Raw genomic sequence first — 21805 nt, forward strand, 5'->3', positions numbered from 1 at the left:
ACAACAGAGTATTACTCGACAGTAACCCCGGCAAGGCCGACCACCCACTGGTGGCGAAGTAGACAGTCCTCCGAGTGACCTGAATCGGGCATGAGGGCCGGTCAGACGCGTACCGGGCGTTCGGGCACCATCTCGAGCAGTGCGGAGTTCGTCCGTTCGGCGAAGCTCACCGAGCGGGGCACCATGACAGATTCGTAGGCCCGCACCCCGTCTCGGACACCGTCCGCGGCGATCGCCAGTGCCAGTTCGGCCGCGTCCTGCATGGCGAGGTTCGCCCCGACGCCCAGTGGTGGCTGCAGATGGGCGGCGTCGCCGAGCAGCGTCACGCCGGGCGTGTGCTCCCAGGTGTGGGGCACCGGCAGCGAGTACAGCGGGCGGTAGATCAGCTCGCCTTCGAGGAACGCCAGCAGCGACGGGTGCCAGCCTGCGTAGAGCTCCATCAGGTCGGTGTTGGAGGGCATCCACTCTTCATCCGCGCGCATGCACGCGTACGCGCGGATGTGATCTCCGCTGTTGCGCTGCGACCAGATCATCAGGCCTCCGCCGTCGGCGACCATCGTGCCCTGGCCGGTGAGATCGAGCAGCCGTTCGTCGTTGTCGTGCCGCGTCTCGACGAACATCACGCCGGTGTACAGCGGCACGGCCGGCGACAAGGCCGGACGGACCCGCGACCAGGCGCCGTCCGCCCCGATGACCAGGTCGAACGTGGACGTGGAGCCGTCCAGGAACGTGACCTCGCCCGGTTTCGCCGAGGAGATACCTCGACCCCACGTGACGGTTCCGGGCGCGAGCGAGTCGAGCAGGAGCCGGCGCAACTGGCCGCGGTCGATCTCCGGCCGGAAGTCGCCCTCCGCCGGTTCGTGCTCGATCAACGCGGCCGTGGCGTGGTCGACCTTGCGCTGCTCCTGGCCCTCGAAGCGGGCGAGCGCGCGCCACTGCTCGAACAGTCCGGCGGCGCGCACGGCCTCCTGGCCGCTGTCGGCGTGCAGATCGATGGTGCCGCCCTGCTGGCGGGCTTCCGGGGAACTCTCCCGCTCGAAGGCGGTGACGTTCTCGAACCCGTGCAGCTGGAGGACGCGGGCACAGGTGAGGCCGCCGATGCCGGCCCCTGCGATGGCGATGCGTGGTGAGGTCATGGCTCCATGAAAGCGTATCGACTTCGAAAGTGCAACCACTACACTTTTGAACCGGCTCAACTCTTGCGGTACGATCGGCAGGTGACCGAGCTCGGCCGCCGCGAGCGGAAGAAGCAGCAGACCCGTCAGTCGATCTCCGACGCGGCGACGAGGCTGTTCATCGAGCGCGGGTTCGACGCCGTGGGCGTGAAGGAGATCGCCGACACCGCGGACGTGTCGGTGACGACGTTGTTCAAGCACTTCCCCAGCAAGGAGGCGCTGCTCTTCGACGAGGACGAGCAGCAGGAGTCGGCGCTGGTCGCGGCCGTGCGCAACCGCGGGGGCAGGTCGATCCCGATGGCATTGCGCGATCACTTCGTGCAGGCGGCGAGAGGGCACGCCGACCACCCGCAGTTCGAGGTTTTCCAGCGGCTGGTGCTCGACACGTCGGCGCTGCGCGAGTACGGGCACCGGATGTGGACGCGGCATCAGCACGCGCTGGCGGCGGCCATCGCGGAGGAGATCGGCGCGCCGGCGGACGACGTCAGGTGTGCGGCGCTGGCCCGGTTCGCCCTGGAGGCGCGGGACGTGATCTTCGATCGGCCCGACCGCGAACGGGCTGCCGACGAGGTGTTCGGGTTACTCGAGCACGGCTGGGCGGCCGATCAGCAGGCCTGACCGGTAGGCGAGCGACACCGCGTGCGTCCGGTCACGCGCGCTGAGCTTGCGCAGGATGCCCTTCACGTGGGTTCGCACGGTCTCCACGGACAAGATCAGCTCGTTCGCGACCTGCTGGTTCTCCAGGCCGTCCGCGATGAGCGTGAGCACCTCGTACTCGCGCTTGGTCAGCGTCGGTCGTTCCTTCGGCCGCAGGTCGGGGTGCACGTACCCGCGTGAACGGAAGGTCTCGGCGATCACCCGGACGATCTGTTCCGGCTGGGCCGATCGCGGTACGACGCCGCGGACACCCGCCTCCAACGCCGTCGTCACGTAGTTCGCGTGCGAGTGCGCGTCGCGGACCAGTCCGATGATCAACAAGGTCGGATCTCGTTCGGCGAGCAGCCGGGCCACGTGGCCGACCGGGTCGAGCACGGAGTCGATGAGCAGCACGTCGGGACGCAGTCGTTCGTGCAGGCGAACGGCAGCGTGCAGATCGCCGGTCGAACCGAGCCAGCGCAGGCCCGGGGTCCTCCTGATCAGGGCGGACAGGCCTTCGCGGTAGAGCGGCACCGGGTCGATCAGCGCGACGCCGGGGGCAGGCCGGCTGGGCGGGAGCATCAGCACCTCCGTTCGTGCTTCCAGAGGAGTGACGTAGTTCCCTCGGACGTGTGACGCGGAATAGTCGGTTCATGTGGATGAACAAGGGTCACGAATGTGATTCAAGACGGCCGAAGGTCTTCCGCACCCCCGCAACAGTCTCGTAAGACCTACGTCACATATCCCGTGCGGATGTGCCAGGTTCCGCCGCCATGAGGCCTGGTGCTCTCGCGGGCACACGTGTGTGCACGCAAGGAGGTCACATGGGCACCCTCGATTGGGTCGTGGTTGTCGGCTATTTCTTCGTGATGGTCGGGATCGGACTCTGGTCGCGTGGGCGGGTCCACAACATCGCCGACTTCTTCACGGCAGGCGGCAAGATGCCGTGGTGGTTGTCCGGCATCTCGCACCACATGTCGGGCTACAGCGCGGTCATGTTCGTCGCGTTCGCCTCTGAGGCGTACCGGCTGGGACTCACCGTCTACGTGTGGTGGTCATTGACGATCGGCATCGGCGTCGGCATCGGCGCGTTCCTGTTCGCACCGCGGTGGAACCGGTTGCGCTCGAAGCACGACGTCAAGTCACCGCTCGAGTACCTGGCCAAGCGCTACAACGTGCCCACCCAGCAGGTCATGGCCTACGCGGGTGCGTTGCTCAAGGTCGTCGACATCGCCGCCAAGTGGGCGGCCGTCTCGATCCTGCTCCGCGGCTTCGCGGGTGTCCCGATCACCTGGGGCATCATCATCATCGGCGTGGTCACGATGATCTACTCCGTGCTCGGTGGCCTCTGGGCCGACGCGCTCACCGACTTCGGCCAGTTCATCATCCAGGCGGCCGCGGGCTTCGCGATGTTGTTCGCCGTCGCCGGCACTCTCGGCTGGGACTTCCCCGTGACGATCTGGGACAAGCTCCCGGAGAGCCACAGCGACCCGCTCGCCGGCCCGTACACGTCGACGTTCCTCATGGCGCTCTTCCTGATCAAGACGCTGGAGTACAACGGCGGCATGTGGAACCTGGCGCAGCGCTACATGGCCGCGCCGTCCGGCTTCGCGGCCAAGCGGTCCGCGCTGCTCTCGTCCGCGCTGTGGCTCGTGTGGCCGCTCGTGCTGTTCTTCCCGATGTGGGCGGCGCCGCTGATCGTGCCGGGCCTCGAAGGAGCGCAGGCGGAGAACGCGTACATCGAGATGGGCAAGCAGATGCTGCCCGCGGGCATGATCGGCCTGGTTCTGGCCGGCTTCTTCTCGCACACCATGGCCATGGTGTCGTCGGACGCGAACGTCATCGCCGCTGTCATCAACCGCGACATGCTGCCGCACCTCTGGAAGCGGGTGAAGACGTTCACGGCGGACAACCAGTTGAAGCTGGCCCGCATAACGACGTTCACCTTCATCGGCGTCAGCATGATCATCGCGATCGCGTCCGGAGGCCAGGGCTTCGTGCTCAAGGTGGTGGTCGACCTGGTCGCCGCCACGATGGGCCCGATCGCGATCCCGCTGATGCTCGGCCTGCTGCCGTGGTTCCGCAAGATCGGCTCGACCGCGGCGATCGCCTCGGTGGTCGGCGGCCTGGGCATGTGGGCGTTCCTGTACATCGAGCAGATGAACAAGGCGGCCTGGGTCACCAAGGGCGTGCTCGTGTCGTGGCCGCTGATGCTCTCGCTCGTGCTCTACCTGTCGATCGGCTTCCTGAAGAAGGAGCCCGACACCGAGCGCGACATCCTGCTCGACTCGCTCAACTCCGACGAACCTGAACCGGAGAAGGTGAAGGCGTAAGCCGTTCGTTCCGCATGATCCTCGCGGCGGCGCACCCGAACAGGGTCGCCGCCGCGAGCCACACGTAGGGCATGGGCGTGCCGGTGTAGGTCTGCGCCGTGGACGCCAGCACCACCGTCGCACCCGCGACCAGTCCGGTCGTGTGCGTCACCGGGTACTCGCTCCGCAGCACCGTGGCGACGGCGAAGGGCACGAGCAGGAACCCGTAGGCGAACACGCGCGTGATCAGGTTGGCGTGCTCGGCGATCTCGTACTGGAGAGCGGGGAGGGCGAACACCGTGAGAACCACGCCCAGGGCGAGCCCGCGAGCGAGGCTCTTCACGCTCTGTCCTTGCCAGGAACGCGTCATGCGCTACAAGACGTATGTGTGACCCGATGGTTGCCGTGGCGTGCGTCATCGTCACGAGACTCTTCCTCTTTACCCATGCACAGTGGATGCATGGGTAAGTGGTCTCCCGCAGACGACGCGGAACTCGCCACGGGCTGGCGGCTCTGGCTGGAGCTGAGCGACCGCGTGTGGCCGGACCCGTCGTGGGACGGCACGCCGGCCGACGCCATCCGCCAGGTCCGCTCGCTGCTCGCGGTCTGCGAGGAGATCCGGCTTTCCTACCTGGCCGAGTCGATGCGGCCCTCCACGGCGCTTCTGCAGCTGCTGCAGTCGATGTCCTTCGTCGCCTCGTTCGCCGTCGACCTGTGGCACGACGACACGCACCCGTTGGACGTGGAACGCGCCGAACTGCTGCACGGCGACCTGGCGTCGTTCGCCGACCACGTGGCCGGCGTGCGAGCGGCTCTCGCACGCGGCGGCGGCTGGGCGGAACTGGACCGCCGCCCGTGGGGCCTGCCGGTCGACTAACCGGCCTGTTGTTCCCGCGCCGCAAGACGTTCGGTGACCGCCTGCACGAGCGCCTTCGCATGCGGCTCGTCCTTGGTGGCCCACCCGCGCATCGCCTCGCACTGCACGACCCGCCCGTCGTTCATCAAGATCGACACGCGCTGGATGCGGCTCTGCTCGTGGTCGATGCCCTGGATGTCGTCCCACCGCAGGAACTGGTCACGCCACGAGTTGCGCACAAGCACCCCGTCCGACCTCACGACCACCGCCAGCCGCCAGGTCTGGAGCACCGCCACCGCCAGAAGAACGAAGAGCAATGCGGCGAGAACGTCCTCGACCAGCCCGTCCGCGAGGTCGTAGATCCGGAACGACAGAACGAAGTACGCGATCACCGCAATGATCACAACGGCGACACGGGCCGATGGCCTGCGGAAAGTAGTGATCCCCATGCGCCGAAGTTAGCGCCGTGCGGACCCGGCTGACCTGGAAACGACGAAAGCCCTCCGCTGGAGGGCTTTCGGGTGGAGCGGGTGACGGGAATCGAACCCGCCTCTACAGCTTGGGAAGCTGTCGTTCTACCAATGAACTACACCCGCGGGATCAAGCTCGCCGCCGATCATACACAGACCGGCAACGTGACGTCCCACGGTGCTGGCTCGCCAACGACGCCAACTCGGTTAGCCTGTCCCGGTGCTGCTGAGTGACCAGGATCTGCGCAAAGAGGTCGAGTCCGGCCGTCTCGCTCTCGACCCGTTCGACGTCGAGATGCTTCAGCCGTCGAGCATCGACGTGCGGCTGGACCGGTTCTTCCGGGTCTTCAACAACACCAAGTACACCCACATCGACCCCTCGCAGCAGCAGGACGAGCTGACGAGCCTGGTCGAGACACCCGAGGGTGAGCAGTTCGTGTTGCACCCCGGCGAGTTCGTGCTCGGGTCGACCTACGAGATGGTGACGCTGCCGGACGATCTGGCGGGGCGGCTCGAGGGCAAGTCCAGCCTCGGCCGGCTCGGGCTGCTGACGCACTCCACGGCGGGGTTCATCGACCCCGGCTTCTCCGGCCACATCACGCTGGAGCTGTCGAACGTCGCGAACCTGCCGATCACGCTGCACCCCGGCATGAAGATCGGGCAGCTGTGCCTGTTCAAGCTGTCGAGCCCGGCGGAGCACCCGTACGGCTCGGCGCAGGCCGGCAGCCGGTACCAGGGGCAGCGCGGGCCCACGCCCAGCCGCGCCTACCTGAACTTCAGCCGCACGGACACGCGCCGCTAGCTCAGGTCCCCGTAGCGCTCCAGCACGCGGCGGCGCAGTTCGGGGTCGGTGCGCGGGACCGGTTCCAGGAAGATCTCGTCGAGGTCCGTGAACTCCGCGCGCAGTTCCGCGGAGATGCGCACGCAGGCGTCTTCCAGCTGGTGGGCCGTCAGGGCGTCGTCGAAGTCCAGTCGTGCGCACAGCAGGACGCGGTCGGTGCCGATGAGCATCGTCAGCACGTCCACGACGGCGTCCACCTCGGGCACTTCGCCCAGCCTGCGCCAGATCGCCTTCACCATCACCGGGTCCGCCTGACGTCCGATCAGCAGGCCGCGGTTGGTGCGGGCCAGGACGTAGGCCACCGACGCCAGCAGCACGCCGATCGCCAGTGACGCGAGGCCGTCCCACAGCGACGAGCCGGTCAGCTGGTGCAGGCCGAGGCCCGCGAACGCGAGCAGCAGGCCGATGAGGGCGGCCGAGTCCTCCAGGAAGACGGTCTTGACGGTCGGGTCGTCGGACACGCGCAGGAAGTCCCAGAAGCCGCGGCCGTGTGCGGCGGACTCGGAGCGGACCTGTCGGAACGCCTGCGTCCACGAGACGGACTCGAGCGCGAACGCCAAGCCAAGCACGATGTAGCCGACCAACGGACGGGTCTGCTCTTCCGGCTCGCCGAAGACCGTGCGGAAGCCCTCGTAGAACGCGAACATCGCACCGGAGGCGAAGATCGAGACCGCGGCCAGCAGCGACCAGAAGTAGCGTTCCTTGCCGTAGCCGAACGGGTGGCGGCGGTCGGCCGGTCGGTCCGAGCGGCGCAGGGCGGTCAGCAGGAGCGCTTCGGTGAACGTGTCGGCCACCGAGTGGGCGGCTTCCGAGAGAATGGCGGCCGAACCGGTCAAAACGCCCGCAACGGCCTTCATGATTGCAATCGCCAGATTGACCAGCAGGGCCAGTACGACGGTGAGGGTGCTTTCGCCGGAGGCCTGCGGCTTCTCGCTCATGTCGATCAGCTTAGGACCGCGGACGGGCGTGCACCTGCTGCGACAGGCGGGGATCACGGTTGTGTCACGGGGGACAACCGGCGATGCCTCTCGAACGACTTCTATAGCGACCGGATGCTGGGGAGCGTCCGGGAAATCCGCTGAAGAATGCGCTGCTTCGTGCTGCGTGAAATGTTCCTGGGGGAAGTAAATGGGTATCAAGATTCGTGCTGCGTTCATCGCCGTCACGGCCTCGCTGATCGCGTTCGCCGGCGTCGCGTCCGCGCAGGCCGCCGAGCCGACCGGGTACGTCGGCGGCATCGTCTTCGAGGACCTCAACCACGACGGCGTGTGGCAGGACGGCGAGCCCGGCATCAGCGACGTCGACGTGGTGGTCACCGACGCCGACGGGGTGAGCGCGGACTTCCCGACCAGCAGCTATGGCGTCTGGACCATGAAACGCGCGCCGTACGGCTGGTACCAGGTCAGCTTCAACGACCCGGAGTTCGTCAACATCTCGGACTCCACCGTGCTCGTGGAGATCGGCGACGACGAGCTTCCGTCCGTCAACTTCGCTGTCCGCCGCGCCTGATCGTTACTGCATTCGAGTGACATTCGGGGGTCAGGGCAACATCCAGATGTCCTGAGGTGTCTTAAGGCTGGGATCTGCTCCGGGGGGACGCTGATCACCAGGGGGTAAGACGGAACGGCCCGCGTCCGGGAGAGACGCGGGCCGTTCTGCATGCGGGCGCAACTACCATCGCAGGATGGGCAAGCGTGGTGCGGACGACACCGATGCCGAGGTCGAGTCGTGGAGGGCCATGGTTCCGGCGATCGATCCGGTGGTCGAAGGCGTGGTCGACCGGGTGCACCAGATCAGCAAGTACCTCGACTTCCTCGCCACGGAGATCGCCGCGCCGCACGGGCTCAACCGAGCCGACTACGAGATCCTCGCGCGGCTCTTCTGGATCGGGCCGCCTCATCGGCTCACGCCCAAGCAGCTCGCGAACGGCACGCTGAGCCCGGCCACCACGATCACGAGCAGGCTCGACCGGCTGGAGAAGGCGGGCCTCGTCGTCCGCGAACTCGACCCGAGCGACCGCCGGTCGTTGCCCGCGACGCTGACCGACGCCGGCCGCGAGATCTTCCTGCGGATCGTCGCCGGCCAGGCCGAACGGGAGCGCGACCTCTTCACCGCGCTGCCGGGTGCCGACCTGGAGCGCCTGCGCGAGCTCCTGCGTCAGGTGATGGAGGTGCTGTCCGGCGAACTGGGGCCCGCGCACCGTCGCACGCGGCTCGCACTCGACAGCAAGGAGTAATTGCTACGAACTCGTACTATCCGATATCGTGCTAACTGGCGCGAGAGGGAGGGGTGCGAGATGGGTGGCTACCCGCTGTCCGAGTGACCGGTGTCATGCAACGCTGACCCCCGGCGTTCCGATGTCCCAAGTGGAGCAAACGAACGCTGGGGGATCAGTGAAGAAGTTCTTCGCCGTCGCGATGACGGCCGCCCTCGCCCTGCCCGCCGTGGCCACTTCCGCCGCCGCGCAGGACGAGACGATCACCGTAGAAGGCCTGTTCTACCTCGACCGCAACGGTGACAACACCTTCAACGAAGGTGAGAACGTCCGCGCCAACGGCAGCGGGGTCGTCATTCGCGTTCAGGGCACCAACGAACTGGTGGGGAACTTCCCGACCGGTCCGGACGGCAGGTACAAGGCCGTCCTGCCGAAGGGGCCGAAGTACGTGATCAGCAACAACGACATGACCGACTACTCGACCACCAAGGTGGGTCACGGCGCGTCGGAGTCCGCGTCCGGCCTCGACTTCCCGTTGCGCGGCCTCTTCCTCAGCGGCTTCACCTTCGTCGACGCCAACGGTGACGGCGCGAAGCAGGCCGACGAGAAGACGCACGGCGCCAGGGTCAAGGTCACCGGCAAGACGAACTCCGGTGCCGCCGTCGACGTGGAGACCGCGGCCGGCTCGGACGGCGCCTACCTGCTCGACCTCCCGCTGGGCGACCTGACCGTCACCGCGCCGGACCTCACGGCGGCCAAGCTGGCGCTGGCCGAGCCGAAGTCCGCCCAGGACGTCGACTGGCTGACCGGCACGCGCGCCGTCGCGCCCCAGGGTGGCGACCGCGACGTGCGGATCGACCTGCGCTACGTGGAGGCCAAGGCCGACGTGGCGCTCGCGTCCGCGATCACGCCGGTCAAGGACACCTACGCCATCGGCGACCAGCTCGACCTCAAGCTGACGCTCTCCAACAAGGGCAACGTGCCGATCGCGCCGACCTTCGTGCTGGGAAGCTTCTCCGCGAAGCTCTTGTCCCACAGCGACAACGTGACGTTGCAGCCGGGCACCGACGAGGACTTCACCGTCAAGGACAAGATCCTTCCCGGCAAGCAGACCGAGGTCGCGATCAAGATCGAGCTGAACGACCTCACGTACACCGAGGTGCACGCCATGGCGCGCTTCAACTTCGGCCGTCTGCCGGACGTCGACCACAAGAACAACGTGGTCAGCACGAAGATCAAGGTCGTGGAGAAGGGCGCGGAGACCACCGCGCCGACCACGACGGAGACGACCACCGCCGCGCCGGTCACCACGACCACCCAGGCCGTGGCCAAGGCGGGCAACAAGTCCGGCCTCGCGTCGACCGGTGCCTCGCCGCTCGGCTTCCTCGGCCTCGGCTCGTTGCTGCTCGCGGCCGGCCTGGGAGCGTTCTTCATGGCGCGCCGCCGCCGCTCCTGACCACTTAGGACCCGTCACGGTTAGTCTGCGGCATGGGCATCTTGGTGCATGTGCTGCTGACTGCCGTGGCGGTCTGGGTGTCGACCGCCCTCCCGGGCATCGACCTGGGCGAGGGCTCGACCGGTTCGAGAATCCTCACGCTGATCGGCGTCGCGGTGATCTTCGGCCTGATCAACGCGATCGTGAAGCCGGTAGTGAAGTTCTTCGGCTGCCTGTTCTACCTGTTGACGCTCGGCCTGATCGGGCTCGTGGTGAACGCGCTGCTGTTCATGTTCACCGGGTGGCTGGCCGAGCAGTTCGACCTGCCGTTCCGCGTCGACGGCTTCTGGCCGGCGTTCTGGGGCGCGATCATCGTCGCCCTGACCGGCTGGGTGCTGAACGTGGTCTACGACAAGGTCACCGACAAGGACTGACGCAACCTCGGTGTGCGGGGCACGTCCCTTGATGTGGAAGTTCACTTCACATCCTGGGGGATTTGAAATGCGTGCTGTGACAAGACTTTCCGCACTCGGACTCGCACTGGCCGCGTCGGCCTTCGTCGTTCAGCCGGCGATGGCCGACGAGCCCGGTGGGGTCATCACCGGGTCGGCGTGGTTCGACGACAACGGTGACGGCGTCCGGCAGCCGGGCGAAGCGCCGAAGACCGGGTACACGTTCCTGATTCCGGGGCTGTACAAGACGGCGAACACCGACGAGAACGGCAACTACCGGTTCGAGAACATCCCGGCGGGCACCTACGTGGTGACCATGTTCAACCGGGAGTGGTCGACGGCGTTCACCAAGAGCGGCGGCGACTCGGACTTCGACGAGAACACGCTCAGGACCGAGGAGTTCACCCTCGCGCCAGGCGGTCAGGCCGGTCCGTACGACGCGGGATTCGTGCAGGGGCGGTACGACGCGGCGGTCGATCGCGTGGACGCGCCCCGTTTCATGAAGGTCGGTGACGAGGTCGACGTCAAGGTCACCTACCGGAACAAGGGCAACACGCCCGCGACGATGCACGGGTATGCCACGCTGCCGGAGGGGCTGACCCCGTTGTCCGCCAACGCTCCCGTCTGGCACGTCGACGGACAGCAGGTGAGCCTGTCGAGTGTTTACCAGAAGAACACCTACATCGGCGAGTCCGTCACTTACACGGTCAAGGCGCGGGTGGACAAGCCGATCAGGCGTGGCGAGATCGTCGTGACCGCCGAGACCCTCGGCGCGCCGGACGTCGACTGGGAGAACAACGTCAAGAAGCTCAAGGTCTGGGCTTTCTGACGACAGAGCAGAACGGCCCCGGTCCACAGTGGACCGGGGCCGTTTCTCGTTGCCTGACTCAGACGTTCGCGTCCTCGGCTGCCGCCTCCGGCGTCGGCTGCCCGCGCTTCACGGACTCCAGCAGCATCTGCGCCACGTCCACGACCTCGACGTGCGCACCGGCCTGGCCGTCGGCCTGACGCGCGGTCACGCCGTCGGTCAGCATCACGCGGCAGAACGGGCAGCCGGTCGCGATCTTCGACGGCGCCGTGGACAACGCCTCGTCCACGCGGTCGACGTTGATGCGCTTGCCGATCCGCTCCTCCATCCACATGCGCGCGCCGCCGGCACCGCAGCACATGGAGCGTTCCTCGTGCCGCGGCATCTCGCGCAGCGTCGCGCCGGACGCCCCGATCAGCTCACGCGGCGCCTCGTAGACCTTGTTGTGACGGCCCAGGTAGCACGGGTCGTGGTACGTGACGTCCTCGGTGACCGGCGCGACCGGCACCAGACGGCGTTCGCGCACCAGCTTGTTCAGCAGCTGCGTGTGGTGCACGACCTCGTACGTGCCACCGACCTGCGGGTACTCGTTGGCCAGCGTGTTGAAGCAGTGCGCACACGTCACGACGATCTTGCGCTGGCCGGCGGGCCGGTCCTCGAACACCGAGTTGAGCACCTCGACGTTCTGCTGCGCGAGCATCTGGAACAGGAACTCGTTGCCGGCGCGGCGAGCCGGGTCACCGGTGCAGGTCTCCTCCGGGCCGAGCACCGTGTACTTCACGTCCGCGGTGTGCAGCAGCTCGGCGACGGCACGCGTCGTCTTCTTCGCGCGGTCCTCGTACGCACCGGCGCAGCCGACCCAGAACAGGTACTCCGCGTCGCCCAGTTCGCCGTCGAACACCGGCACCTCGAACTCGAGGCCCTCGGTCCACGCCAGGCGGTCCTTGGAGTTCTGGCCCCACGGGTTGCCCTTGTTCTCCAGGTTCTTGAACATGCCGCCGAGCTCGGACGGGAAGTTCGACTCGATCAGCACCTGGTAGCGGCGCATGTCGACGATGTGGTCGACGTGCTCGATGTCCACCGGGCACTGCTCGACGCACGCGCCGCAGGTCGTGCAGGACCACAGCACCTCGGGGTCGATGACGCCCAGCTCGTCGGGGCCGCCGACCAGCGGGCGCTCGGACTCGGCCATCGCCAGCACGTCGATGGACTCGAGGCGCTTCTTGTAGTCCTCGTACTTGTCCTCGGTGAGACCGACCTCGTCGCCCGCCATGTCGCGCGAGCCGCCGGCCAGCAGGTACGGCGCCTTCGCGTACATGTGGTCGCGCAGCTGCGTGATGACCAGCTTGGGGGACAACGGCTTGCCGGTGTTCCAGGCGGGGCACTGCGACTGGCAGCGGCCGCACTCGGTGCAGGTCGAGAAGTCGAGGACGCCCTTCCAGGTGAAGTCCTCCACCTTGCCGACGCCGAACACGTCCTTGTCCGGGTCGGCCTCTTCGAGATCGAGGACCTTGCCGCCGGACATCATCGGCTTCAGCGCGCCCAGAGCGACGCCACCGTCGTCCTCGCGCTTGAAGTAGATGTTGAAGAACGCCGAGAACCGGTGCCAGGCGACACCCATCGTGAGGTTGCGGCCGACCACGATCAGCCAGATCATCCCGCTCAGCAGCTTGACCAGCGCCATCACCGACACCCAGATGGGCGCGGACGGCAGGATCTGCGCGAGCGGCTGCGTCACGAACGACGTCCACAGCGGGGCGACCTCCAGGCCGCTCGACTGCTTGAACGCCTTGACCAGCAGGATGCCGACGCCCTCGATGATCACGACGGCCTCGACGAAGTACGCCGACTTGAAGTCCGAACCCTGGAAGCGGGAGAGCCGGTCGGCGCGGCGCGGGTGGTTGCGCTGGCGGATGACCGCCAGGGCGACACCACCGACGACGGTGCCGAGGCCCAGCAGTTCGACCAGCAGCAGCCAGACCGACCACGTGCCGATGATCGGCCAGTGGAAGTGCGGGTCGAACACCTCGCCGTACGCCTCGAACAGCACCGCGGACCCGATGAGGAAGCCCCACATCACCATCCAGTGCCACGGGGCGACCGAACGGAACTTCGCCATTCTGGTGTGCGCGACGAACTCGACGATCATCGTCTTCATGCGCGGCACGAACGGCCCGAAGCGGGTGCCGTCGGGCTGGCCGAGCCGGATGATCTTGATCTGCTTCAGCACGGCGGCGACGAACACGCCCCAGGCGACGACGCTCACCGCCACGGCGACGAGTCCGAGAACCAGCTGGAGGGTCATGGCGGGATTCTAGGCCACGTTACTGATCAGTAACCACTTGGACGTGGCCGGTGTCTCCTCACGTACCGGTCAAGTATCCGGAAATTGATCAAAAACTTGTGGAACACTTGTTCAGGTAGTTGTCCTGAACAGCCGGAGGTCGCCGTGTTGTACGTGTATCTCGCCGCGGCGATCGTGGGAGAGATCGCCGCCACCGTGTCGTTGAAGCTGTCCGACGGATTCAGCAGACTGTGGCCTTCGGTCGTTGTCGTCGTCGGATACGCCATCGCCTTCACCGCACTTTCGCGCGCGTTGAAGTTGGGTATGCCCGTGGGCGTCGCTTACGCCGTATGGTCCGCTGTCGGCGTTGCGGCAGTCGCGATCATCGGCTGGAAGTTCCTCGGCGAAACCCTCAACCCCACGATGGTCATCGGCCTGGTCCTGATCATCGGAGGCGTGGTGACGCTCGAACTCGGGAGGACGCACTGACCGCGCTGGCAGACATCCAGAAGGTCGACGGGCGAAAGGCGCGCGGCGAGAAGAAGCGCCGCGCCATCGTCGAGGCCACCCTGCGCGTGATCGAACGCGAAGGCGTCGCCGGCGTGACGCACCGCAGCGTCGCCCGGGAAGCCGGTGTGCCGACGACGGCACCCACCTATTACTTCGCCACGCTCGACGACCTGTTGATCGCCACGCTCGTGTGGTCGGCCGAGTCGTTGTGCGACGACATGCTGAAGATCGTCGCGAGCGGTGGCACCGCCCGTGAGATCGCGAGCAGCCTCGCGAAGGCCGTGAACGAGAACCGCGGCCGCACGCTCGCCGAGTACGAGCTGTACCTGCTGGCGGGCAGGCGTCCCGAGCTGAAGCCCGCCGCGCGCCGGTGGCTCGACCTGGCCGTGGAGGTCGTGCGGCCGGAGGACCCCGTCGCGTTCCGGGCGTTCCTCGCGGCCATCGACGGGCTGCTGATGCAGGGCCTGATCGCCGACGTTGCGCCGAACGAGGACGAGCTGGAGCCAATCGTGTCCTTCTTGATCCGCGGTCGCGACGAATTCACGGCCGCGCCGCGGGAACAATGAGGCCATGAGGTTCGCGCGAGAGGTGTCCGGCATCAGCCACGGGGTGAGCCTGGGGCTGCTCGCCGCGCTGTACGTGCGCGACTCGCTGGCGTTGTCGGTCGACGTCGAGCCGCACGTGCCGGGCCTGGACCCGTCGTTGCCGGTGCGGGTGCCGCCGGGCACCGACCGCGCCGCCGTGACGGCCGAGTGGCCGGGCTGGTGGGCCGACGCGCTGGACGCCTGCAGGCGCGGCGCCGAGCCCGCGATGCCCGAGGACGCCGAGGCGTTGCTGACCCGGCCGGCCAGCCGGGCCGTCGTGCTCGCGCTGAAACCGGGCATCGAGCAACTGCACCGCGTGCAGAGCCCGGCGGCGTTGCCGATCGGCGACGTGCTGCGCGGCATCGAGTCGCGCATCGGCCGGTGGGCGCAGAGCGTGGAGCTGCACATCGCCGAGGTGCCGGTCGAAGGCTTGTTGTGGGAACGCATCGCGCCCGCGCACGTGCTGGCGTCGACGAGGTTCCTGAACGACCCGGCGCGCACGGCTCCGGCGTTGCGCGCGGTGCTCGAAGACCTGGTCTGAGCTAGGTAGGGAGAACCCCACCCCGCCTTCGGGGGCTGACTGCCGTGTAGCTGAGCCCCGCCACCTCTAGTTTTGTGCTCATGATGAGGACTGCGCTGGTGGCGTTGGTGGTGGGGGCGGTGCTCACGGTGTCGACCGGCTGTGGCATCCGCATCATGAAGTACGAGTTCTCCGACGACCACGTCGTTGCTGAGAAGTTCACGTCGGTCAAGGTCCGCGGTGACCAGGACTCGGGGGACGTGACGATCCGCTTCCAGCAGGGCCTGGCCGAGACGAAGGTCCACCGCAAGGTCGAGCACAACAAGGACAACAAGCCCTCGGGCATTGCGCACCGCATCGAGGGCAGCACGCTGGTGCTGGACGGCTGCGGCAACGACTGCGAGATCAACTACGAGGTCCTGGTCCCCTCGGCGGACATCACGGTGGTCGGTGACATCGGCTCGGGTGACGCGACCGTCGAGGGGCTGTCCTCCGTCGACTTCAGGACCGGCTCCGGCAAGGTCATCGCCCGCGACATCGCGGGGGACGTCAAGGTGAAGACCGGATCCGGTGCCTTCGAGGGGGCTCGGATCGGTGGCGCCGTCACGGCGGACATCGGATCGGGCCGGATCCAGCTGGACGCGGTCAAGGGCAAGGCGCTGCTCGGCACCGGTTCAGGGGAGATCGACGGGACCTCGATGGAGAACGAGGTGATCGCGAACGCCGACTCCGGGGGGATCAGGCTGACGTTGTCGGCGGCGAAGTCCGTGCGGGCCACCACCGGGTCCGGCGACATCACCGTGCGGGTGCCGGGTGGTCCGTTCAAGGTCGTGGGTTCGTCGGGCAGCGGTGAGCGTGCGATCCACGTTCCGACCGATCCGGGTGCGCCGCTCGAACTCAACCTCAACGCGGGCTCGGGGGACGTCCAGGTGCTCGCGGCCTGAGGGCCGACCAAGGGGGACCGTGATGGAAGGCCGCTCGTGCGCGGCCTTCCATCACGGTCGTGGTTGTCTCTGGTTCGCGAGGGCACTGTGTCGAGGGCCACTCCACAAGGGGTGGCCCTCGTCGCGTTGTGAGGGAACAACCAGACTTTGTCGGCCGTTAGGACAGTCAGAAACCTTGAGTCGGGTAGGCTCAACGTTGAGCGGATGGCAAACTTGAGCCAGTAGCACTCAACAAGTACTAGCGGAAGGAACTCCAATGGCGCGTGCAGTCGGCATCGACCTCGGGACGACCAACTCGGTCGTCGCAGTCCTCGAAGGCGGTGAGCCGACGGTCATCGCCAACTCGGAGGGCTCCAGGACGACCCCGTCCATCGTCGCTTTCGCCAAGAACGGCGAGGTCCTCGTGGGCCAGCCCGCGAAGAACCAGGCCGTCACCAACGTCGACCGCACGATCCGCTCGGTCAAGCGCCACGTCGGCACGACCTGGCAGACCGACGAGATCGACGGCAAGAAGTACACCTCGCAGGAGATCAGCGCTCGCGTGCTGATGAAGCTCAAGCGCGACGCCGAGGCGTACCTGGGCGAAGAGATCACCGACGCGGTCATCACCGTCCCCGCCTACTTCGAGGACGCGCAGCGCCAGGCCACCAAGGAGGCCGGCCAGATCGCGGGTCTCAACGTGCTCCGCATCGTCAACGAGCCGACGTCGGCCGCTCTGGCCTACGGCCTCGACAAGGGCGAGAAGGAGCAGACCATCCTGGTCTTCGACCTCGGTGGCGGCACGTTCGACGTCTCGCTGCTCGAGCTCGGCGACGGCGTGGTCGAGGTCCGTGCGACCTCCGGTGACAACCACCTCGGTGGCGACGACTGGGACCAGCGCGTCGTGGACTGGCTGGTCGAGCGCTTCAAGCAGGCCAACGGCATCGACCTGACCAAGGACAAGATGGCCCTCCAGCGCATCCGTGAGGCTGCGGAGAAGGCCAAGATCGAGCTGTCGAGCTCCAACAACGCCTCGATCAACCTGCCGTACATCACCGTCGACGGTGACAAGAACCCGCTGTTCCTCGACGAGACGCTGTCTCGCGCCGAGTTCCAGCGCATCACGAACGACCTGCTCGAGCGCACCCGCGCGCCGTTCAACAACGTGATCAAGGACGCCGGTGTCTCCGTCGGCGACATCGACCACGTCGTGCTCGTCGGTGGCTCGACCCGCATGCCCGCCGTCGCGGAGCTCGTCAAGGAGCTGACCGGCGGCCGCGAGCCCAACAAGGGCGTGAACCCGGACGAGGTCGTCGCCGTCGGCGCCGCACTGCAGGCCGGTGTCCTCAAGGGTGAGGTCAAGGACGTCCTGCTGCTCGACGTCACCCCGCTGTCCCTGGGCATCGAGACCAAGGGCGGCATCATGACCAAGCTGATCGAGCGCAACACCACGATCCCGACGAAGCGTTCCGAGACCTTCACGACGGCCGACGACAGCCAGCCGTCCGTGCAGATCCAGGTCTTCCAGGGCGAGCGCGAGATCGCGGCGCACAACAAGAAGCTCGGCATGTTCGAGCTGACCGGCCTGCCGCCCGCCCCCCGTGGCGTGCCGCAGATCGAGGTCACCTTCGACATCGACGCGAACGGCATCGTCCACGTGTCGGCGAAGGACCTGGGCACCGGCAAGGAGCAGTCGATGACGATCACCGGTGGCTCCGCGCTGCCGAAGGACGACATCGACCGCATGGTCAAGGACGCCGAGGCCCACGCGGAGGAGGACAAGCGCCGCCGCGAGGAGGCCGAGGTCCGCAACCAGGCCGAGACGCTGGTCTACCAGACGGAGAAGGTCGTCAAGGAGAACGACGACAAGCTCCCGGCCGAGATCAAGGACAAGGTCAACGCCGCGATCGCCGAGGCGAACGAGGCGCTCAAGGGCACCGACATCAACGCCATCAAGACGGCGGTCGAGAAGCTCGCGACCGAGTCCCAGGCCATCGGCCAGGCGATCTACGCCAACGCTCCGGGTGCTCCCGGCGCCGAGGCCCCTGGTGCTGACGCGCCGGGTGCCGCCGGTGCGGGCGCCGGTGCCAAGAAGGACGACGACGTCGTCGACGCCGAGATCGTGGACGAGGACGAGAAGAAGTGACCGAACCGAGGCATGCCGCCCCTGACGAGGAGCAGCCTCAGGTCGTCGTGAACGACCGGCGCCGGATCGACCCCGAAACGGGTGAGGTCCGGGCGCCGGCCCACGTCGCCGAGGAAGAGGGCACTGCTCCGGCCGAACCTCTGGTCGCCGAGGTCGTGGACGAGGTGGCCGCCGAGCTGAAGACCCAGCTCGACGAGCGCACCGCCGACCTGCAGCGGCTCACCGCCGAGTACGCGAACTACCGCAAGCGGGTGGAACGCGACCGCGAAGCGGTGATCAACAACGCGAAGGCGTCCGTCGCCTCCGAACTGCTCTCGGTGCTGGACGACATCGAGCGGGCCGCCGCACACGGCGACCTGACCGGTGCGTTCAAGGCGGTCGCGGACAAGCTCGTGTCCACGCTCGCCAAGACCGGCCTGGAGCCGTTCGCGCACGACGGCGAGGCGTTCGACCCGTCGGTGCACGAGGCCGTGCAGCACAGCACGTCCCCGGACGTCGACGGCCCGACGGTCACCGCCGTCCTGCGTCGTGGCTACACCTTCGGCGACAAGCTCGTCCGGCCCGCGCTCGTCGCGGTGACCGACCACGAGCCCGCCGCGACGTCCGAAGAAGCCTAGGGAGGAGGAGCCGTCCGGTGAGTCAGAGGGACTGGATCGAGAAGGACTTCTACCGCGAGCTGGGCGTCTCCTCCGAGGCGACAGCGGACGAGATCAAGAAGTCGTACCGCAAGCTCGCCCGCGAGCTGCACCCCGACGCGAACCCCGGCGACGCCAAGGCCGAGGCCCGCTTCAAGGCGGTCTCCGAGGCCTACGGCGTGCTGTCGGACCCGGCCAAGCGCAAGCAGTACGACGAGGCCCGCCGCCTGTTCGCGGGCGGCGGCGGCTTCCCGGGCTCCGGTGGCTTCGGCTCCGGCGGGTTCGACGTGAACGACCTGTTCGGCCGTGCCGCGCAGAACACCGGTGGCGGCGGCCTGGGCGACCTGCTCGGCGGCCTGTTCAACCGGCGTGGCGGCGCGACTCCCGGGGCGGCCACGCGCCCGCGTCGTGGTGAGGACGTCGAGACCGACGTCCGCATCGACTTCACCGAGGCGGTCAAGGGGGCGACGGTGCCGTTGCGCCTGTCGTCCCCCGCCGCCTGCACGACGTGCGGTGGTTCCGGCGCCAAGCCGGGCACCACGCCGCACACCTGCGCGACCTGCACGGGCTCCGGGCTCGTCACGCGGTCGCAGGGAGCGTTCGCGTTCAGCGAGCCGTGCCGCGACTGCCGCGGCACGGGCCGGATCATCGACGACCCGTGCCCCGAGTGCGGTGGCGACGGCGTCAGCACCCGTACCCGCACGCTGACCGTGCGGATCCCGTCTGGTGTCGACGACGGCCAGCGGATTCGCCTTGCGGGACAGGGCGAACCAGGCCGCAACGGTGGTCCGAACGGTGATCTGTTCGTGCGCGTGCACGTCAACCCGCACAGCGTGTTCGGCCGTCAGGGCAACGACCTGACGCTGACGGCGCCGATGACGTTCTCCGAGCTCGCTCTGGGATCGACGTTGACCGTGCCGACGCTCGACGGCAAGGTCTCCTTGAAGGTGCCCGCCGGCACCGCCTCCGGGCGGGTGCTGCGGGCGCGGGGCAAGGGGATCACGAAGCGGGACGGGACCGCGGGCGATCTCCTGATCACCCTGGAGGTCGCGGTGCCGAACAACCTGTCGTCCGAGGCCCGCAAGGCGCTTGAGGCGTATGCCGACGTGACGCAGGACCACGATCCGCGAGGCGATCTGAACGCACTTCTTGAAGGGCGGTGAGTTCGGTGGGTTTTCCGTTCCCCCCAGGGACCGATGAGGACACGCCGTTCTTCGTGATCTCGGTGGCGGCCCAGCTGTCCGGCCTGCACGCCCAGACACTCCGGTCCTACGACCGGCTGGGTCTGGTCTCGCCGGGCCGCACGAACGGTGGCGGCCGCCGTTACTCCATGCGCGACATCGTGTTGCTGCGCGAAGTCCAGCGCCTCTCGCAGGACGAGGGCGTGAACCTCGCGGGCATCAAGCGGATCATCGACCTGGAGAACCAGGTCGACGCTCTGCGCTCGCGGGTCGCCGAACTCCAGCAGGAACTCGCACAGGCGTTGGCGGTGGCCGATTCCACGGCCGCCGCCGTACACGCCTCCTACCGGCGTGACCTCGTGCCGATCCGGCAGGAGACCGCACTGGTCGTGTGGAAACCCAAGCCGCGCAAGTGATCGAGCGCGTCTACGAGGTCTTCGCGACGCCGCGTCCCAGGGTGGTCGACTTCTGCGACCACTGCGTGGACGCGGCGAGCGTCGCGCCGTTCACCACCGTGCCGTTGCGAGAGCTGACTTCCAGCCAGGTCGAGAAGTTCTGGTTGAAGTCGGGCACGATCGGCGACGAGACCTTCGTGCGATACCTGCTTCCGCGCGTGCTGGAACTGATCGCACTCGGAGAGCTCGAAGCGGACTTCTTCTGGCTGCGCCTGGCGGCCGAAACCCACGCGAAGGGCGATCCGCGGGAGCGTTCGGCCGTGCAGGACTACTTCCTCGCGACGCCGATCGCGCTGGCGGGACTCGTGCGCGAAGGTCCGGACGTCGGTCCGCTGACCACGTGGCTGCGCCGACCGGAAACCCTTGCCGTGCTTGAGGAATCCGCTCTGGCCGGCCCGGACCCCGGCGGCGTCCTGTCCGAGGCCCACCTGAAACTCGAAGCTCAGCTCTGCTCGAAGTAGAACCCGGCCTCCAGGTCCTCCAGGATGCCGGGTTCCTTCGGTTCCCAGCCCAGCAACGCCTTCGTGCGCGCACCGGACGTCGGTGCGTCCCGCGAGACCATGAACGCGAGCGGCCCGAAGTGCTCCTGGGCGCGTTCCGCCGGGATGGCCTCGACGGGCACGTTCAGCTCCCGGCCGATGACCTCGGCGATCTCCCGCACCGTCACGGCCTCCTCGGCGACCGCGTGCAGCACTGAGCCCATCGGCGCCTTCTCCGCGGCCAGCCGGTAGAGCCTCGCCGCGTCCAGCGTGTGCGTGGCGGACCAGCGGTTCGTGCCGTCGCCGGGGTAGCCGGAAATCCCCGTGGCGCGGGCGGTCCTGACCAGGATCGGGATGAAGCCGGCCGTGTCCAGTGCACTGTGGACGGTCGGGGGCAGCACGACGACCGAGCCGCGGACGTCCTGGGCGTCGATGATCAGGTTGCGGGCGGCGCCGCGCGGGCCCTCGCTCGAGATCCGCTCCTCCTCGGTGGCGGTGCGGCCCAGGCCCGAGTACGCCAGCGTGCCGGCGGTGCCGATCAGCGCCTTGCCGGTGCCGGCGAGTTCGTCCAGGAACGCCCGGACGACGGCGAGGTCGGCGTCGGAGGCGCCCTGGTAGTCGCCCGCGTACATCTCCTCGTGCTTGAACGCCAGGTGGATCACGGCGTCCGCCTCGGCCGCGCCCTTGCGCAGTCCGTCGAGGTCGTCCAGATCGCCGCGCCGCACGCCGGCGCCCTGCGCTTCGAGCTTGGCGGCGGACGCGTCCGAACGGGCGAGGCCGACGACCTCGTGGCCCGCGTTCAGCAGTTCTGGGACCAGTGCCGAGCCGACGTGGCCGCTGGCACCCGTGACGAAGACCTTCATGACACTTCCTTCAAGTGATGGGACT

General features: G+C 67.7%; 25 protein-coding genes and 1 tRNA gene. 18 read left to right on the plus strand and 8 right to left on the minus strand.

Annotated features, from left to right (window positions below):
- Positions 1 to 101 precede the first annotated feature (101 nt).
- Positions 102 to 1136, minus strand: coding sequence for an FAD-dependent oxidoreductase (locus SK854_RS19445; RefSeq protein WP_319976513.1), 1035 nt, complete (start codon positions 1134 to 1136; stop codon positions 102 to 104).
- Between the two features lie 81 nt (positions 1137 to 1217).
- On the opposite strand from SK854_RS19445, the gene SK854_RS19450 reads away from it, so the two are divergent.
- Positions 1218 to 1793, plus strand: a complete 576-nt coding sequence (locus tag SK854_RS19450) for a TetR/AcrR family transcriptional regulator (RefSeq protein WP_319976514.1) — start codon at positions 1218 to 1220, stop codon at positions 1791 to 1793.
- On the opposite strand, the gene SK854_RS19455 is transcribed toward SK854_RS19450, so the two are convergent.
- On the minus strand, positions 1755 to 2393 hold the full coding sequence (locus tag SK854_RS19455; protein WP_319976515.1) for a response regulator transcription factor: 639 nt from the start codon (positions 2391 to 2393) through the stop codon (positions 1755 to 1757). The two genes, SK854_RS19450 and SK854_RS19455, sit on opposite strands and share 39 nt — an antisense overlap.
- A gap of 242 nt (positions 2394 to 2635) precedes the next feature.
- On the opposite strand from SK854_RS19455, the gene SK854_RS19460 reads away from it, so the two are divergent.
- A complete protein-coding gene (locus SK854_RS19460) occupies positions 2636 to 4144 on the plus strand; it encodes a sodium:solute symporter family protein (protein ID WP_319976516.1) in 1509 nt (502 codons plus the stop codon).
- Here the strand turns inward: SK854_RS19460 and SK854_RS19465 are convergent.
- A complete protein-coding gene (locus SK854_RS19465; protein WP_319976517.1) occupies positions 4104 to 4466 on the minus strand; it encodes a hypothetical protein in 363 nt (120 codons plus the stop codon). The two genes, SK854_RS19460 and SK854_RS19465, sit on opposite strands and share 41 nt — an antisense overlap.
- A 117-nt stretch (positions 4467 to 4583) precedes the next feature.
- On the opposite strand from SK854_RS19465, the gene SK854_RS19470 reads away from it, so the two are divergent.
- Complete coding sequence (locus tag SK854_RS19470; RefSeq protein WP_319976518.1) at positions 4584 to 5000, plus strand: hypothetical protein; 417 nt, start codon at positions 4584 to 4586, stop codon at positions 4998 to 5000.
- Here SK854_RS19470 and SK854_RS19475 read toward each other — a convergent pair.
- Together SK854_RS19475 and SK854_RS19480 are read right to left on the minus strand one after the other, a co-directional pair.
- Positions 4997 to 5428 (minus strand): PH domain-containing protein, encoded by a 432-nt coding sequence (locus SK854_RS19475; RefSeq protein ID WP_319976519.1) that lies wholly within the window; start codon positions 5426 to 5428, stop codon positions 4997 to 4999. The genes SK854_RS19470 and SK854_RS19475 overlap by 4 nt on opposite strands.
- Before the next feature lie 73 nt (positions 5429 to 5501).
- Positions 5502 to 5575 (minus strand) — tRNA-Gly (locus tag SK854_RS19480).
- 94 nt (positions 5576 to 5669) lie between these two features.
- Here SK854_RS19480 and dcd point away from each other — a divergent pair.
- Positions 5670 to 6251 (plus strand): dCTP deaminase, encoded by a 582-nt coding sequence (gene dcd, locus SK854_RS19485; RefSeq protein ID WP_319976520.1) that lies wholly within the window; start codon positions 5670 to 5672, stop codon positions 6249 to 6251.
- On the opposite strand, the gene SK854_RS19490 is transcribed toward dcd, so the two are convergent.
- Positions 6248 to 7228 carry a cation diffusion facilitator family transporter gene (locus SK854_RS19490; RefSeq protein WP_319976521.1) on the minus strand — a complete coding sequence of 327 codons (981 nt, stop codon included), beginning with the start codon at positions 7226 to 7228 and terminating at the stop codon, positions 6248 to 6250. The genes dcd and SK854_RS19490 overlap by 4 nt on opposite strands.
- A 190-nt stretch (positions 7229 to 7418) precedes the next feature.
- Between SK854_RS19490 and SK854_RS19495 the strand changes: the two genes are divergently transcribed.
- From SK854_RS19495 to SK854_RS19515, 5 genes are all read left to right on the plus strand, one after another.
- Positions 7419 to 7799: an SdrD B-like domain-containing protein gene (locus SK854_RS19495; protein ID WP_319976522.1), complete on the plus strand. Its 381-nt coding sequence runs from the start codon at positions 7419 to 7421 to the stop codon at positions 7797 to 7799.
- Positions 7800 to 7974: 175 nt separating this feature from the next.
- Complete coding sequence (locus SK854_RS19500; protein ID WP_319976523.1) at positions 7975 to 8526, plus strand: MarR family winged helix-turn-helix transcriptional regulator; 552 nt, start codon at positions 7975 to 7977, stop codon at positions 8524 to 8526.
- Between the two features lie 157 nt (positions 8527 to 8683).
- The gene (locus tag SK854_RS19505) at positions 8684 to 9961 is read left to right on the plus strand and encodes a hypothetical protein (RefSeq protein WP_319976524.1); all 1278 of its coding nucleotides are present in this window, start codon (positions 8684 to 8686) and stop codon (positions 9959 to 9961) included.
- 32 nt (positions 9962 to 9993) lie between these two features.
- Positions 9994 to 10374 carry a phage holin family protein gene (locus SK854_RS19510; RefSeq protein WP_319976525.1) on the plus strand — a complete coding sequence of 127 codons (381 nt, stop codon included), beginning with the start codon at positions 9994 to 9996 and terminating at the stop codon, positions 10372 to 10374.
- 67 nt (positions 10375 to 10441) lie between these two features.
- Complete coding sequence (locus tag SK854_RS19515; RefSeq protein WP_319976526.1) at positions 10442 to 11221, plus strand: SdrD B-like domain-containing protein; 780 nt, start codon at positions 10442 to 10444, stop codon at positions 11219 to 11221.
- 58 nt (positions 11222 to 11279) lie between these two features.
- Here the strand turns inward: SK854_RS19515 and SK854_RS19520 are convergent, their stop codons facing one another.
- On the minus strand, positions 11280 to 13505 hold the full coding sequence (locus SK854_RS19520) for a (Fe-S)-binding protein (RefSeq protein ID WP_319976527.1): 2226 nt from the start codon (positions 13503 to 13505) through the stop codon (positions 11280 to 11282).
- A gap of 144 nt (positions 13506 to 13649) precedes the next feature.
- On the opposite strand from SK854_RS19520, the gene SK854_RS19525 reads away from it, so the two are divergent.
- From SK854_RS19525 to SK854_RS19565, 9 genes are all read left to right on the plus strand, one after another.
- Positions 13650 to 13973, plus strand: coding sequence for a DMT family transporter (locus SK854_RS19525; RefSeq protein WP_319976528.1), 324 nt, complete (start codon positions 13650 to 13652; stop codon positions 13971 to 13973).
- Between the two features lie 14 nt (positions 13974 to 13987).
- Positions 13988 to 14560, plus strand: a complete 573-nt coding sequence (locus SK854_RS19530; protein WP_093596257.1) for a TetR/AcrR family transcriptional regulator — start codon at positions 13988 to 13990, stop codon at positions 14558 to 14560.
- A 4-nt stretch (positions 14561 to 14564) separates the two neighbouring features.
- Entirely contained in the window at positions 14565 to 15119 is a 555-nt protein-coding gene (locus SK854_RS19535) for a hypothetical protein (protein ID WP_319976529.1), read from the plus strand.
- Between the two features lie 80 nt (positions 15120 to 15199).
- Positions 15200 to 16042, plus strand: coding sequence for a DUF4097 family beta strand repeat-containing protein (locus tag SK854_RS19540; RefSeq protein ID WP_319976530.1), 843 nt, complete (start codon positions 15200 to 15202; stop codon positions 16040 to 16042).
- A 256-nt stretch (positions 16043 to 16298) separates the two neighbouring features.
- Positions 16299 to 18167 carry a molecular chaperone DnaK gene (gene dnaK / locus SK854_RS19545; protein WP_319976531.1) on the plus strand — a complete coding sequence of 623 codons (1869 nt, stop codon included), beginning with the start codon at positions 16299 to 16301 and terminating at the stop codon, positions 18165 to 18167.
- The gene (gene grpE, locus SK854_RS19550; protein ID WP_319976532.1) at positions 18164 to 18784 is read left to right on the plus strand and encodes a nucleotide exchange factor GrpE; all 621 of its coding nucleotides are present in this window, start codon (positions 18164 to 18166) and stop codon (positions 18782 to 18784) included. Before dnaK ends, grpE begins: the two co-directional genes overlap by 4 nt.
- Before the next feature lie 17 nt (positions 18785 to 18801).
- On the plus strand, positions 18802 to 19965 hold the full coding sequence (gene dnaJ / locus SK854_RS19555; RefSeq protein WP_319976533.1) for a molecular chaperone DnaJ: 1164 nt from the start codon (positions 18802 to 18804) through the stop codon (positions 19963 to 19965).
- A gap of 5 nt (positions 19966 to 19970) precedes the next feature.
- Positions 19971 to 20399 (plus strand): heat shock protein transcriptional repressor HspR, encoded by a 429-nt coding sequence (locus tag SK854_RS19560; RefSeq protein WP_406601791.1) that lies wholly within the window; start codon positions 19971 to 19973, stop codon positions 20397 to 20399.
- Positions 20396 to 20899: a hypothetical protein gene (locus SK854_RS19565; RefSeq protein WP_319976535.1), complete on the plus strand. Its 504-nt coding sequence runs from the start codon at positions 20396 to 20398 to the stop codon at positions 20897 to 20899. The genes SK854_RS19560 and SK854_RS19565 overlap by 4 nt, the downstream gene beginning before the upstream one ends.
- On the opposite strand, the gene SK854_RS19570 is transcribed toward SK854_RS19565, so the two are convergent.
- Complete coding sequence (locus tag SK854_RS19570; protein ID WP_319976536.1) at positions 20881 to 21780, minus strand: SDR family oxidoreductase; 900 nt, start codon at positions 21778 to 21780, stop codon at positions 20881 to 20883. The two genes, SK854_RS19565 and SK854_RS19570, sit on opposite strands and share 19 nt — an antisense overlap.
- Between the last annotated feature and the right edge of the window lie 25 nt (positions 21781 to 21805).

This window comes from Lentzea sokolovensis (genome assembly GCF_033949975.1).
In the GTDB taxonomy this organism is placed as follows: Bacteria; Actinomycetota; Actinomycetes; order Mycobacteriales; family Pseudonocardiaceae; genus Lentzea; species Lentzea sokolovensis.

Excerpts from the sequence above, each read along its gene's own strand:
- SK854_RS19445 (WP_319976513.1), bottom strand. The coding sequence starts at position 1,136 with ATGACCTCACCACGCATCGCCATCGCAGGGGCCGGCATCGGCGGCCTC.
- SK854_RS19455 (WP_319976515.1), bottom strand. The coding sequence starts at position 2,393 with ATGCTCCCGCCCAGCCGGCCTGCCCCCGGCGTCGCGCTGATCGACCCG.
- SK854_RS19460 (WP_319976516.1), top strand. The coding sequence starts at position 2,636 with ATGGGCACCCTCGATTGGGTCGTGGTTGTCGGCTATTTCTTCGTGATG.
- SK854_RS19470 (WP_319976518.1), top strand. The coding sequence starts at position 4,584 with ATGGGTAAGTGGTCTCCCGCAGACGACGCGGAACTCGCCACGGGCTGG.
- SK854_RS19475 (WP_319976519.1), bottom strand. The coding sequence starts at position 5,428 with ATGGGGATCACTACTTTCCGCAGGCCATCGGCCCGTGTCGCCGTTGTG.
- SK854_RS19490 (WP_319976521.1), bottom strand. The coding sequence starts at position 7,228 with ATGAGCGAGAAGCCGCAGGCCTCCGGCGAAAGCACCCTCACCGTCGTA.
- SK854_RS19495 (WP_319976522.1), top strand. The coding sequence starts at position 7,419 with ATGGGTATCAAGATTCGTGCTGCGTTCATCGCCGTCACGGCCTCGCTG.
- SK854_RS19500 (WP_319976523.1), top strand. The coding sequence starts at position 7,975 with ATGGGCAAGCGTGGTGCGGACGACACCGATGCCGAGGTCGAGTCGTGG.
- SK854_RS19510 (WP_319976525.1), top strand. The coding sequence starts at position 9,994 with ATGGGCATCTTGGTGCATGTGCTGCTGACTGCCGTGGCGGTCTGGGTG.
- SK854_RS19515 (WP_319976526.1), top strand. The coding sequence starts at position 10,442 with ATGCGTGCTGTGACAAGACTTTCCGCACTCGGACTCGCACTGGCCGCG.
- SK854_RS19520 (WP_319976527.1), bottom strand. The coding sequence starts at position 13,505 with ATGACCCTCCAGCTGGTTCTCGGACTCGTCGCCGTGGCGGTGAGCGTC.
- SK854_RS19535 (WP_319976529.1), top strand. The coding sequence starts at position 14,565 with ATGAGGTTCGCGCGAGAGGTGTCCGGCATCAGCCACGGGGTGAGCCTG.
- SK854_RS19540 (WP_319976530.1), top strand. The coding sequence starts at position 15,200 with ATGATGAGGACTGCGCTGGTGGCGTTGGTGGTGGGGGCGGTGCTCACG.
- dnaK (WP_319976531.1), top strand. The coding sequence starts at position 16,299 with ATGGCGCGTGCAGTCGGCATCGACCTCGGGACGACCAACTCGGTCGTC.
- SK854_RS19570 (WP_319976536.1), bottom strand. The coding sequence starts at position 21,780 with ATGAAGGTCTTCGTCACGGGTGCCAGCGGCCACGTCGGCTCGGCACTG.